Raw genomic sequence first — 13,576 nt, forward strand, 5'->3', positions numbered from 1 at the left:
TAGGTCAACATTTGGCAGCTTATAAGCGAATAGGCATAACAACGTACATCGCGCTGTCATCTTGTGCGTTTTCGATAAGAGCACTCGCATTGGCGTCTGACATTGAGATGCGAACCTGTTCACAACGCAGTGTGTTCAGAACATCCAATACGTAACTTACGTTGAAGCCAATCTCTAGTGCGTCGCCGTCGAAGTTAACATCGAGTACTTCTTCTGCTTCTTCTTGCTCTGGGTTGTTCGCGGTAATACGCATCTCACTATCAGCAAGGTTAACGCGAACACCACGGAATTTTTCATTGGATAGAATCGCAGCACGAGAAAATGCTGAACGTAATTCATCACAACCCGCTTCAAGCGTCTTGGTGGTATTTTGCGGCATTACGCGGCGATAATCAGGGAAACGACCATCAACCAGCTTAGAAGTGAAGACATAGTTGTTCACTTCAGCACGCACGTTAGAGTTACCAATTTGCAGCGTTACTGGTTGTTCAGGTGCATCCAATAACTTCACTAGCTCTTGAACACCTTTACGAGGAACAATGATCTGCTTCTGAGCAAAATCTGCCCCTAGCTGTGCTTGAGATACTGCCATACGGTGGCCATCGGTCGCCACGCTGCGCAAGATAGAACCTTCAATCTCAAACAACATACCGTTGAGGTAGTAACGAACATCTTGGTTCGCCATTGAGAATTGTGTTTTCTCGATAAGACCGCGAAGTTCAGCTTGTGTCACTGACACTTCAACTTCGCTGCTCCAGTCTTCAATATTTGGAAAATCTGCCGCAGGTAATGTTGCTAATGAGAAGCGGCTACGACCAGAGCGAACCTGAATGCGGTCACCATCCAATACCACAGTAATCACTGAGTTATCTGGCAATCCACGACAGATATCCAGAAACTTACGTGAAGGTACGGTGATACTGCCCGCTTCGAAATCACCTTCAAGCGTTACACGGCTGATCAGTTCAACTTCTAGATCCGTCGCTGTCATCGACAACACGTTATCTTCTACTTTAATCAGTAGGTTTCCTAGAATTGGAAGCGTTGGCCTGCCACCGAGTGCGCCAGATACTTGTTGTAATGGCTTAATCAGATGACTACGTTCAATGGTAAATTTCATATCTTGCTCTTACGGTCTAAATGGCACTGCGTAATAGTACGTGGCCAAGATTCTGCTTATTAAGGTTAAGAATACTGTGTATTAAGAAGAAAGGGTACGAATCAAGTTCGAATAATCTTCTTTAATGTCGTGACTCTCTTCACGCAGCTGAGCAATCTTACGACAAGCATGCAGCACAGTTGTGTGGTCACGACCACCGAATGCATCGCCAATCTCAGGCAAACTGTGGTTTGTTAGCTCTTTAGCCAATGCCATCGCCAATTGACGTGGACGAGCAACTGAACGAGAGCGACGTTTAGACAATAGATCAGCGACTTTGATTTTATAGTACTCGGCTACTGTCTTCTGAATGTTATCAATGGTGACCAGCTTCTCTTGCAGTGCAAGTAGATCACGCAGTGCTTCACGCACAAAATCAATCGTGATCGGGCGGCCAGTGAAGTTTGCATTTGCAATAACACGGTTCAATGCGCCTTCCAGTTCACGAACATTAGAGCGTAAACGCTTGGCAATAAAGAACGCCACTTCATCCGCAAGGTGAATTTGGTGGTCTTCTGCTTTCTTCATCAAGATCGCAACACGAGTCTCAAGCTCTGGTGGCTCAATCGCTACCGTCAAACCCCAACCGAAGCGAGATTTAAGACGATCTTCTACCCCATTGATCTCTTTTGGATAACGGTCTGAAGTGAGGATGATCTGTTGGTTGCCTTCAAGCAACGCATTAAATGTATGGAAAAACTCTTCTTGAGAACGCTCTTTATTAGCAAAGAATTGGATGTCATCGATAAGCAATGCATCAACACTACGGTAGTAGCGCTTAAATTCTTCGATCGCGTTGTTTTGCAGTGCCTTTACCATATCCTGAACAAAACGCTCTGAGTGCATGTAAACCACTTTCGCATTCGGCTTATTATCAACAATGGCGTTACCCACCGCATGCAACAAGTGCGTTTTACCTAGACCAGTGCCGCCGTATAAGAACAACGGGTTGTAGGCTGTTCCTGGATTATCAGAAACCTGACGTGCCGCAGCCAAACCTAGTTGGTTAGACTTACCTTCAACAAAGTTGTTGAACTTATGTTTTGGGTTCACGTTTGAGCGGTGGTTAAGGTCAACCGCTACAGGCTCTTCATCACGCCAGTTATTATGGACAGGCTTGCGAGCTTGTAATTGCGCAGGTGCCGAAGACTCAGCGGCCACGTCGGCTGCAGTGCGAGTGCGAGTCGGGGCCGGTGTCGCAGGCTTTGGTGCAATCACACGCTTGCTTCCCACTTCAAAATGAAGATGTGGGATATCGTTACCGCAATATTCTTGCAGTAAGCGGTTAATGCTATTTAGATACTTATCACGAACCCAATCGAGTACGAAACGGTTCGGGGCAAATAGAGTCAGAGTATTGTCATTGAGTTCCGCTTGTAACGGACGAACCCACATACTGAATTCTGTAGCTGGTAACTCTTCTTGAAGCTGTTGCAAACACTGCAACCAAAGCGAAGATGACACGGTGCCCTCACTCTATTTAAGTAATATGAAATGACTGCTAATTTTACCTGTTGATAAGTCAGATCACCAGCAATTGATCACAGATCCAGTGAATAAGATCCAAGTTATTCACAATAAATTTGTAATTTATCGGTGGATCCACACATCTTGCCCCTACTTTACTCACACAATGATCCACTTATGCCCGGATCCTTACTAGTTATCCCCAAATCGGGAATTCAATCTGGTTATGGTTAATAACATCTGGTTATTTATTCTATTAAGCATTTTCCCAGTAACATCCAATCCCATAAATATAAGGAGTTACCAAATGAATAACTGGATTAAGGCTGCAATTGCGGCTATCGCACTCTCTGCTGCTACTGTTCAAGCTGCGACTGAAGTTAAAGTCGGCATGTCTGGTCGCTACTTCCCATTTACTTTCGTTAAACAAGACCAGCTACAAGGTTTTGAAGTGGATTTATGGGATGAGATCGGTAAACGTAACGACTACAAAGTTGAATACGTAACAGCTAACTTCTCTGGTCTGTTTGGTCTTCTTGAAACGGGTCGCATCGACACCATTTCAAACCAAATTACAATGACGGATGCACGTAAAGCGAAATACCTATTCGCAGACCCATACGTAGTAGACGGCGCACAAATTACCGTTCGTAAAGGTAATGACAGCATTAAGGGTATCGAAGACCTTGAAGGCAAGACGGTTGCAGTAAACCTAGGCTCAAACTTTGAACAACTGCTTCGCAGCTACGACAAAGATGGCAAGATCAATGTAAAAACCTACGATACAGGTATTGAGCATGATGTCGCACTGGGCCGTGCCGATGCATTCGTAATGGATCGCTTATCAGCACTAGAGCTTATCAAGAAGACTGGTCTACCATTACAACTAGCAGGACAGCCATTCGAAACCATTGAAAACGCTTGGCCTTTCGTGGACAACGATAACGGCAAAAAACTGCAAGCCGAAGTAAACGAAGCATTAGCAGCAATGCGCGCAGATGGTACGCTAGAAAGTATCTCTCAGAAATGGTTTGGTGCAGACATTACTCAGAAGTAATCACTCACTTTCACCATTCAAGGCCCACTGCTTTATACAGCGGTGGGCTTTTTGCTTTTGTGCACTGATTAAAAAACCTGATAAAACAGTACTTCCAAATAGAACAACACTTCCAATAAAAATACGAGATAGATTATGGGATTTGACTTTAATTACATGCTAGAGCTGTTGCCGATACTACTGAAGTATTTAGGCACCACGATGGAGATGGCGACTTGGGGCTTGTTCTTTGCTCTGATCCTGTCTCTGATACTGGCGAATATTCGTGTATTCAAAATCCCAGTACTCGACCAATTGAGCCAACTGTACATTAGCTTCTTCCGAGGAACACCATTGTTGGTACAGCTGTTCCTCCTTTATTATGGCTTACCACAAGTATTCCCGTGGATGGTTGGATTGGATGCATTCAGCGCTGCTGTGATTGGCTTAACCCTGCACTTTGCCGCGTATATGGCAGAAAGTATTCGTGCCGCGATTATCGGTATTGATCGCAGCCAGATGGAAGCCAGCCTTTCGGTAGGTATGACCACCAGTCAAGCAATGCGTCGCGTGATCTTGCCACAAGCAACTCGCGTGGCACTGCCATCATTGATGAACTACTTCATCGACATGATTAAATCGACTTCACTTGCATTCACCCTAGGTGTCGCCGAAATCATGGCTAAAGCTCAGATGGAGGCTTCTTCAAGTTTCCGCTTCTTCGAGGCTTTCTTAGCGGTGGCGCTGATTTACTGGGGCGTGGTGGTTATCCTCACTCGTATTCAAATCTGGGCCGAAGTGAAACTGAATAAGGCATATGTACGATGATCAAATTACAAAATATCCACAAGCAGTTTGGTGACACCGAAGTTTTGAAAGGGATCGACCTAGAAATCAAACAAGGTGAGATAATTGTCATCATAGGTTCAAGTGGCACTGGTAAGTCTACCCTACTGCGTTGTGTGAATTTTCTAGAGCAAGCCGATCAAGGCACGATTTCGATTGATGACATCAAGGTTGATACTCAGAAACACACTAAGGCAGAGGTGCTTGCACTGCGTCGTAAGACCGGTTTTGTGTTCCAAAACTATGCACTGTTCGCTCACCAAACCGCAAGACAGAATATTGCTGAAGGTTTAATTACTGTTCGTGGTTGGAAAAAGCAGCAAGCCCATGAAAAAGCACAACAAATACTTGATGATATTGGCTTAGGTGACAAAGGTGATAGCTACCCAGCCGCTCTCTCAGGTGGCCAACAACAACGGGTGGGTATTGGCCGTGCAATGGCACTACAACCAGAGCTATTATTGTTTGATGAGCCGACTTCAGCGCTCGATCCTGAGTGGGTTGGCGAAGTGCTTAACCTAATGAAAAAGCTGGCAAATCAGCACCAAACCATGCTGGTGGTTACCCATGAAATGCAGTTCGCTAGAGAGGTCGCAGACCGAGTGATCTTCATGGCTGACGGTCATATTGTCGAGCAGGGATCTCCACAGGATATTTTTGGTAATCCACAGGATCCTAAATTAAAAAAATTCTTAAATAAGGTTGGGATCGACTAAGGATCCTTGTGATTTTAGTTATTCTACGTATAATCCCCCGACCGGAATTTTAGTTAACCCAATCATTGACACTTTTTGTGACAGTGATTACAATTCCGCCTCTTTGTTGAGAGGCGTCGGTTTTCCTTTCTTATATAAAGAAGAGAAAAAATGCCCACGCCGGGTTTAACAAAAACCTAAAACTACTGATCAGTAAGGTAATTACAATGAAACGCACTTTTCAACCTACAGTTCTAAAGCGTAAGCGTACTCACGGTTTCCGTGCTCGCATGGCTACTAAGAACGGTCGCGCAACAATCAATGCACGTCGTGCAAAAGGCCGTAAGCGTCTTTCTAAGTAATCTTTGATTATTTTGAATAAGCTAGCCTTCGGTCGGGAGTTACGCTTGTTAACTCCCGAACATTATCAAAATGTCTTCAAGCAAGCTCATCGAGCAGGCTCCCCTCATTTCACCATCATTGCCCGAAATAACTCTCTTTCAAATCCTCGTCTTGGATTAGCCGTTCCGAAAAAGCAGATTAAAACCGCCGTGGGTCGTAACCGATTCAAGCGTCTTACTCGTGAAAGCTTTCGTAACACTCAACACAAACTTCCTAACAAAGATTTTGTTGTAATCGCTAAGAAGAGCGCGCAAGATTTAAGCAATGAAGAAATGTTCAAGCTACTCGACAAATTATGGCTTCGCCTGTCTCGCCCTTCGCGTGGATAGCGCTAATACCCATCTATTTTTATAGATGGTTTATTAGTCCACTCATCGGCCCACGCTGCCGATTTACTCCAACCTGCTCTTTATATGCGATAGAAGCGTTGAAAGCTCACGGTTTTGTAAAAGGGTGTTGGTTATCAGGCAAACGTCTATTAAAATGCCATCCTTTGAACGAAGGGGGCTTTGACCCCGTTCCACCAGTCCAAAAACAAGACAGAGATAAATAACGATGGATTCTCAACGTAATATCCTGTTAATCGCATTGGCTTTGGTTTCTTTCCTACTGTTCCAACAATGGAACGTAGCTCAGAATCCAGCACCACAAGCGGTTGAGCAGGCACAATCTGGCAGCACCCTACCAGCGCCATCTTATGCAGATGATCTAGACCCGGCTCCTGGTCAAGTTGCTTCTTCTGCTAAAACTATCACAGTAACAACTGATGTACTGACTCTGTCAATTGATACGGTTGGTGGTGATGTCGTTAAAGCAAACCTAAACGATTACTCTGCTGAGTTCGATTCTGAAGATACGTTTGTTCTTCTTAAAAATGAACCAGGTCACCAATTTATCGCTCAAAGCGGTCTAGTGGGTCCTCAAGGTATCGATTTAAGCAGCACTAACCGCCCTAGCTACACGGTTTCAGCAGATAGCTTTACGCTAGCTGAAGGTCAAGATGAACTACGCATCCCAATGACTTACCAAGCGAACGGCCTTGATTACACAAAAACATTCGTACTTAAACGCGGCAGCTACGCGATTGACGTTGAATACGATGTAATCAACAACTCTGGCAATAACGCAACATTCGGCATGTACGCTCACCTACGTCAAAACGTTATGGATGACGGTGGTAGCCTAACAATGCCAACTTACCGTGGTGGTGCTTACTCTACGGAAGATACGCGTTACAAAAAATACAGCTTCGACGATATGCAAGATCGCAACCTGTCTCTTAACCTAGCAAACGGTCAAGGTTGGGCAGCGATGATTCAGCACTACTTTGCAAGTGCTTGGATTCCACGCGACGAAGCAGGCAGCAACCTTTACACTCGTGTAATTGGTAACCTTGGCGATATCGGTGTTCGCATGCCGAACAAGACCATTGCTACTGGCGACGAAGCAAGCTTCAAAGCAACGCTTTGGGTTGGTCCTAAACTTCAAGACCAAATGGCTGCTGTTGCACCAAACCTAGACCTAGTAGTTGACTACGGTTGGTTATGGTTTATTGCTAAACCACTTCATACTCTGCTTTCATTCATTCAAGGCATCGTTGTGAACTGGGGTCTGGCAATCATCTGTCTAACTTTCATCGTTCGTGGTGCTATGTACCCACTAACGAAAGCTCAGTACACGTCTATGGCGAAAATGCGTATGCTTCAGCCTAAGCTGACTGCAATGCGTGAGCGTATTGGCGACGACCGTCAACGCATGAGCCAAGAAATGATGGAGCTTTATAAGAAAGAGAAAGTAAACCCACTAGGTGGCTGTTTACCTATCCTTCTACAAATGCCTATCTTCATTTCGCTATACTGGGCACTAATGGAGTCTGTTGAACTGCGTCACTCACCGTTCTTCGGTTGGATTACTGACCTTTCAGCACAAGACCCATACTACATCTTGCCACTTCTGATGGGTGCTTCAATGTTCCTAATCCAGAAGATGAGCCCGACAACTGTAACGGATCCAATGCAGCAGAAGATCATGACCTTTATGCCGGTTATGTTCACATTCTTCTTCCTGTTCTTCCCTTCAGGTCTGGTTCTTTACTGGCTAGTATCGAACATCGTAACTCTGATTCAGCAAACGCTTATCTACCGCGCGCTGGAAAAGAAAGGCTTACATTCTAAGTAAGTTCGATAATAGAAAGAGATAAAGAAAGGCGACCAAAAGGTCGCCTTTTTGTTTTTAGCTGATTACAATTCAGCTAATTGATTAATCGTGAGCGCCCCTTTTTGGCTTTCACATGCTAGCAGGCACAACTATGACTACAGATACGATTGTTGCTCAAGCGACTGCACCCGGCCGTGGCGGCGTCGGTATTATTCGCGTTTCAGGCCCACAAGCAGCCCAAGTTGCGCTTGAAGTTACCGGCAAAGTGCTGAAACCACGTTACGCTGAGTACACCCCTTTTAAATCTCACGATGGTTTAGAGCTAGACCAGGGCATCGCGCTTTACTTCCCTAACCCGCACTCGTTTACCGGTGAAGACGTATTAGAGCTACAAGGCCACGGTGGCCCTGTGGTAATGGATATGCTCATCAAACGCATCCTCGCGATTCCAGGGCTACGCGCAGCACGCCCAGGTGAATTTTCGGAGCGTGCCTTCTTGAACGACAAGATGGATTTAACCCAAGCAGAAGCCATTGCCGACCTCATTGATGCCAGTTCAGAAGAAGCGGCGAAATCAGCCCTGCAATCGCTGCAAGGTGAGTTTTCAAAACGCATTAATACGCTGGTGGATTCTCTGATTCACTTACGCATCTATGTTGAAGCCGCTATCGACTTCCCAGAAGAAGAGATTGATTTCCTTGCTGACGGTAAAGTAAGTGCTGACTTACAAGCTATCATCGACAACCTCGAAGCGGTTCGCCAAGAAGCCAATCAAGGTGCCATCATGCGCGAAGGCATGAAGGTGGTGATTGCAGGTCGTCCTAATGCCGGTAAGTCGAGCTTACTGAATGCATTATCGGGTAAAGACTCCGCGATTGTGACTGATATTGCTGGTACCACGCGTGATGTACTGCGTGAACATATCCATATTGATGGTATGCCACTGCACATTATTGATACCGCAGGCCTGCGTGAAGCCTCGGATGAAGTAGAAAAAATCGGTATTGAACGCGCTTGGGAAGAAATTGCCCAAGCCGATCGCGTTTTATTTATGGTCGATGGTACCACTACCGATGCAACCGACCCGAAAGATATCTGGCCCGATTTCGTTGATCGTCTACCGAATAATATCGGAATGACCGTGATTCGTAACAAAGCCGATCAAACAGGTGAAGATCTTGGAATTTGCCATGTTAATGATCCAACTCTGATTCGACTGTCAGCAAAAACGGGACAAGGCGTTGATGCACTACGTAATCACTTAAAAGATTGCATGGGCTTTGCTGGCGGTAATGAAGGTGGCTTCATGGCACGTCGTCGCCACTTAGATGCCCTAGAACGCGCATCTGAGCACCTAGATATTGGTCAGCAACAGCTCGAAGGCTATATGGCAGGTGAAATCTTGGCAGAAGAGCTACGTATAACGCAGCAACACCTTAACGAGATTACTGGTGAGTTCAGCTCCGATGACCTACTCGGCCGTATCTTCACCTCTTTCTGTATTGGTAAATAACCTTTAAAGGCTAGCTCATGCTGGCCTTTTTCTTTAGTAAGGACAGCTTAATGATCCACATTATTACAGGTAGCACCTTAGGTGGTGCTGAGTACGTTGGCGATCACCTTAATGATCTTCTTGAAGAACAAGGTCATGAGATAAGCCTTCATAATCAACCTGAATACAATGACATCCCCCAACAAGGTTTTTGGTTGCTGGTGACTTCTACTCATGGTGCTGGCGAATTTCCAGATAATATTAAGCCATTTATCGACGGACTGACCCAGCAATCTCCAGATTTAAGCCAGGTTCGCTTTGCTGTCGTGGCGCTTGGAGATTCGAGTTACGATACCTTCTGCTTGGCGGGTAAATCAGCCCACAGCCAGATGAAAGAGCTCGGTGCTCAACCTATTTGTGACTGTTTTACCATCGATGTATTGGAAACTCCGGTACCAGAAGACGCTGCAGAAGCGTGGTTTAACGATCATAGCGACCAGTTTTAACCTCTACCTTCTCTCAAAAAGCGGCTTATGCCGCTTTTTTTGTCTCTGAACAACGCGATTGTGAATAACTTTTTTCAAAAACATCGAAAATTAGCGATCTATTTTCAATTTCTTCTGTGGATAAGATCATACATATACGGTGATTAACCTATAGTTATCCAAATAACAAGTTTTAGGCTAATTTCCTCCTGTGAATAAGTAGCTATTTTGATCCCAGCTAATCCTCATCCTGATCAAAGTTAGATCACATCATTTGATCCAAAAAAGATCCATGATCTCGTTGATCATTTTCGAGTTATCCACAGATGACCTCGATCCTAATAATAGATCTAATAAAAGATCTCCTTAAAGATCTTATCTATATTAATTAAAAACAGCTTTTTCGAAAAATCCCAAAAACGTTTTCTCAGGCTATGAAAACAGGTAGAATATCGCTCCTTTTTATCAATCTAGAAAACGTTTGAATACCTGAGGTCGGTTCATGCTTTATCACGAAAAATTTGACGTCATCGTTGTTGGTGGTGGCCATGCAGGAACGGAAGCCGCACTCGCATCTGCACGTACTGGTCAAAGTACGTTATTACTTACTCATAATATCGATACATTAGGACAAATGTCTTGTAACCCAGCTATTGGCGGGATCGGTAAGGGCCACTTGGTAAAAGAGGTCGATGCAATGGGTGGATTAATGGCGCAAGCTATTGATCATGCAGGTATTCAGTTCAGAACATTGAACGCATCAAAAGGCCCAGCAGTTCGTGCTACTCGTGCACAAGCTGACCGCGCACTTTACAAAGCTTTTGTTCGTAACGTTCTTGAAAACACACCAAACCTGACTTTGTTCCAACAGTCGGTTGATGACTTGATCGTTGAACAGGATCAAGTGGTGGGTGTGGTAACACAGATGGGTCTTAAGTTCCGCGCAAGAGCTGTGGTTCTGACTGTGGGCACATTCCTAGGTGGAAAGATCCATATAGGTATGGAAAGTTCTTCTGGTGGTCGTGCTGGCGATCCACCATCGATCGCACTGGCTGACCGTCTTCGTGATCTTCCATTCCGAGTTGATCGCCTGAAAACAGGTACACCTCCTCGTATCGATGCGCGTAGCGTTGATTTTTCTGAGCTTGAGGTTCAGCACGGTGATAACCCGACGCCTGTTTTCTCGTTCATGGGTAGCCGAGCTCAACAACCTCGTCAAATTCCATGTTACATCACGCATACCAATGAAAATACGCATGACGTAATTCGCGCTAATCTCGATCGTAGCCCAATGTATGCAGGTGTTATTGAAGGTATTGGCCCTCGCTACTGTCCTTCGATTGAAGACAAAGTGATGCGTTTTTCTGACAAGAACAGCCACCAGATTTTTATTGAGCCTGAAGGTCTAACGACTCATGAGCTATACCCGAATGGTATCTCTACCAGTCTGCCTTTTGATGTACAAGTTCAAATTGTTCGTTCGATGAAGGGTTTTGAAAATGCTCATATCGTTCGCCCTGGCTATGCGATTGAGTACGATTTCTTTGATCCTCGCGACCTTAAGCTGACTTACGAAACTAAGTTTATCAAAGGTCTATTCTTTGCGGGTCAAATCAACGGTACCACTGGCTACGAAGAAGCAGCTGCACAAGGCTTAATGGCGGGTCTGAACGCGAGTTTGTTTACTCAAGGCAAAGAAGGCTGGAGTCCGCGTCGTGACCAAGCTTACATGGGCGTGCTTATTGACGACCTATCGACCATGGGTACCAAAGAACCTTACCGCATGTTTACGTCTCGTGCGGAATACCGTTTGCTGCTTCGTGAAGACAATGCTGATATCCGTTTGACTGAAAAGTCGCGTGAACTTGGCCTTGTCGATGACGCTCGTTGGTCTCGTTTCAACGAGAAGATGGAAAACATGGAGAAGGAGCGTCAACGTCTGAAAGAAACATGGATTAATCCAAAATCTGAAGATATTGATCAACTGAACCAAATTCTGAAAACACCAATGTCTCGTGAAGCGAGTGGTGAAGATCTTCTTCGTCGCCCGGAAATGACTTATTCACAGCTAACCGCACTGGATCGTTTTGGTCCTGCATTGGAAGATCAACAAGCGTCTGAGCAAGTTGAGATCCAAGTGAAGTACGATGGTTATATTCAGCGTCAACAAGACGAAATTGAAAAATCACTGCGTCATGAAAACACCAAACTGCCTGCTGATATCGATTACAGCAAGGTGAAAGGACTTTCTAACGAAGTGGTTCTTAAACTAACGACAGCTAAGCCTGACTCAATTGGTATTGCTTCGCGAATTTCAGGCATTACACCTGCAGCAATCTCAATTCTGTTGGTCTACTTGAAAAAACACGGCCTGTTGAAAAAGGGTGAGGAAGCATAATGAACGCATTACGCGAAAAACTGGATCACCTGATTGGCCAGACTGAACTTGAAGTATCTGAAAAACAACGTGGCCAATTGGTTGGCTACGTTGAGTTACTGAACAAGTGGAACAAAGCTTATAACCTAACATCTGTTCGTGACCCGCAAGAAATGATGGTGAAACATATCTTAGATAGCATCATTGTTAGCACTCACTTACAAGGTAAGCGCTTTATCGACGTTGGCACGGGACCTGGTCTTCCTGGGATTCCGCTCTCAATCATGAATCCAGACTGCGAGTTTTACTTGCTAGACAGCCTAGGTAAGCGTATTCGTTTTATCAAACAGGTGATTCATGAATTGGGTATCGACAACGTGGTACCGGTTCAAAGTCGCGTTGAGGAGTTTCAACCAGAAGAAAAGTTTGATGCAGTGCTCAGTCGCGCATTTGCGTCAATGACAGATATGGTAGAGTGGTGTCACCATTTACCTAAAGAGCAATCCGGTGTATTTTTGGCTCTTAAGGGACAACATCCTAGAGATGAAATCGACCTGTTACCTGAATGGTGTTCAGTGACAGACATTAAAGCTTTGCAAGTGCCAGAGCTTGATGGAGAGCGTCATCTAGTTACTTTATCGCGTCAGGGATAATCAGCGAGGCCATAGTGGGTAGAATCGTAGCAATTGCCAACCAAAAGGGTGGCGTAGGAAAAACAACAACTTGCATTAATTTAGCAGCATCAATGGCGGCAACAAAACGCAAGATATTGGTTGTTGACCTCGATCCTCAAGGTAATGCCACTATGGCGAGCGGTGTCGACAAGTATCAAGTTGAAGCAACTGCTTACGATTTGTTGGTTGAAGACACCCCATTTGATGAAGTAGTTTGCCGAAGTACGTCTGGCAATTATGACCTCATCGCCGCGAACGGTGATGTTACTGCAGCAGAAATCAAGTTGATGGAAGTGTTTGCTCGTGAAGTTCGTTTAAAAAATGCACTCGAATCCATTCGCAATAACTATGATTTCATCTTTATTGATTGCCCACCATCATTAAACCTTCTTACAATCAACGCGATGGCTGCGGCCGACTCCGTATTGGTTCCTATGCAATGTGAATACTTTGCTTTGGAAGGTTTGACTGCATTGATGGATACCATCAGTAAGCTAGCGGCTGTTGTAAACGAGAACCTGAAGATCGAAGGTCTTCTGCGTACTATGTACGATCCTCGCAACCGCTTATCGAACGAAGTATCTGATCAACTCAAAAAACACTTTGGTAGCAAAGTCTACCGAACTGTGATCCCTAGAAATGTGCGTCTGGCAGAAGCCCCAAGTCACGGCAAGCCAGCAATGTACTACGACAAATATTCCGCAGGAGCTAAGGCTTATCTTGCTCTTGCAGGCGAAATGTTGCGTCGTGAAGAAGTCCCAGTATAGGTCCAATCAAAGGAATTCG

At 45.0% G+C, this 13,576-nt stretch carries 14 protein-coding genes; 12 read left to right on the forward strand and 2 right to left on the reverse strand.

Going from position 1 to position 13,576, the window contains the following annotated elements:
* Positions 1-19: 19 nt before the first annotated feature.
* On the reverse strand, positions 20-1,120 hold the full coding sequence (gene dnaN, locus AB8613_RS08530) for a DNA polymerase III subunit beta (protein ID WP_017058809.1): 1,101 nt from the start codon (positions 1,118-1,120) through the stop codon (positions 20-22).
* An 81-nt stretch (positions 1,121-1,201) separates the two neighbouring features.
* Positions 1,202-2,623 (reverse strand): chromosomal replication initiator protein DnaA, encoded by a 1,422-nt coding sequence (gene dnaA, locus AB8613_RS08535; RefSeq protein WP_086712393.1) that lies wholly within the window; start codon positions 2,621-2,623, stop codon positions 1,202-1,204.
* 310 nt (positions 2,624-2,933) lie between these two features.
* Here dnaA and AB8613_RS08540 point away from each other — a divergent pair, with 310 nt between their 5' ends.
* The 12 genes from AB8613_RS08540 to AB8613_RS08595 all read left to right on the forward strand — a co-directional run bounded on the left by AB8613_RS08540 (position 2,934) and on the right by AB8613_RS08595 (position 13,557).
* Positions 2,934-3,683, forward strand: a complete 750-nt coding sequence (locus tag AB8613_RS08540) for an amino acid ABC transporter substrate-binding protein (RefSeq protein WP_060983463.1) — start codon at positions 2,934-2,936, stop codon at positions 3,681-3,683.
* A gap of 135 nt (positions 3,684-3,818) precedes the next feature.
* Entirely contained in the window at positions 3,819-4,490 is a 672-nt protein-coding gene (locus AB8613_RS08545) for an amino acid ABC transporter permease (protein ID WP_009848134.1), read from the forward strand.
* Positions 4,487-5,224 (forward strand): amino acid ABC transporter ATP-binding protein, encoded by a 738-nt coding sequence (locus AB8613_RS08550; RefSeq protein ID WP_048610829.1) that lies wholly within the window; start codon positions 4,487-4,489, stop codon positions 5,222-5,224. The genes AB8613_RS08545 and AB8613_RS08550 overlap by 4 nt, the downstream gene beginning before the upstream one ends.
* Positions 5,225-5,430: 206 nt before the next feature.
* Positions 5,431-5,565, forward strand: a complete 135-nt coding sequence (gene rpmH / locus AB8613_RS08555) for a 50S ribosomal protein L34 (RefSeq protein ID WP_004735800.1) — start codon at positions 5,431-5,433, stop codon at positions 5,563-5,565.
* 45 nt (positions 5,566-5,610) lie between these two features.
* Complete coding sequence (gene rnpA, locus AB8613_RS08560; RefSeq protein ID WP_017055478.1) at positions 5,611-5,934, forward strand: ribonuclease P protein component; 324 nt, start codon at positions 5,611-5,613, stop codon at positions 5,932-5,934.
* Positions 5,901-6,158, forward strand: a complete 258-nt coding sequence (yidD, locus tag AB8613_RS08565) for a membrane protein insertion efficiency factor YidD (protein ID WP_004735802.1) — start codon at positions 5,901-5,903, stop codon at positions 6,156-6,158. The genes rnpA and yidD overlap by 34 nt, the downstream gene beginning before the upstream one ends.
* Positions 6,159-6,160: 2 nt before the next feature.
* Positions 6,161-7,783 carry a membrane protein insertase YidC gene (gene yidC / locus AB8613_RS08570; protein ID WP_060983466.1) on the forward strand — a complete coding sequence of 541 codons (1,623 nt, stop codon included), beginning with the start codon at positions 6,161-6,163 and terminating at the stop codon, positions 7,781-7,783.
* Positions 7,784-7,913: 130 nt separating this feature from the next.
* Positions 7,914-9,275, forward strand: coding sequence for a tRNA uridine-5-carboxymethylaminomethyl(34) synthesis GTPase MnmE (gene mnmE / locus AB8613_RS08575; protein WP_029235098.1), 1,362 nt, complete (start codon positions 7,914-7,916; stop codon positions 9,273-9,275).
* Between the two features lie 50 nt (positions 9,276-9,325).
* Positions 9,326-9,760, forward strand: a complete 435-nt coding sequence (mioC, locus tag AB8613_RS08580) for an FMN-binding protein MioC (RefSeq protein WP_146492797.1) — start codon at positions 9,326-9,328, stop codon at positions 9,758-9,760.
* A gap of 481 nt (positions 9,761-10,241) precedes the next feature.
* Positions 10,242-12,137, forward strand: a complete 1,896-nt coding sequence (mnmG, locus tag AB8613_RS08585; protein WP_372383724.1) for a tRNA uridine-5-carboxymethylaminomethyl(34) synthesis enzyme MnmG — start codon at positions 10,242-10,244, stop codon at positions 12,135-12,137.
* Positions 12,137-12,769, forward strand: coding sequence for a 16S rRNA (guanine(527)-N(7))-methyltransferase RsmG (gene rsmG / locus AB8613_RS08590; RefSeq protein WP_371714296.1), 633 nt, complete (start codon positions 12,137-12,139; stop codon positions 12,767-12,769). Before mnmG ends, rsmG begins: the two co-directional genes overlap by 1 nt.
* 14 nt (positions 12,770-12,783) lie before the next feature.
* Positions 12,784-13,557, forward strand: a complete 774-nt coding sequence (locus tag AB8613_RS08595) for a ParA family protein (protein ID WP_019825554.1) — start codon at positions 12,784-12,786, stop codon at positions 13,555-13,557.
* Positions 13,558-13,576: the final 19 nt, after the last annotated feature.

It is taken from the genome of Vibrio sp. BS-M-Sm-2 (genome assembly GCF_041504345.1).
GTDB lineage: Bacteria > Pseudomonadota > Gammaproteobacteria > Enterobacterales > Vibrionaceae > Vibrio > Vibrio satsumensis.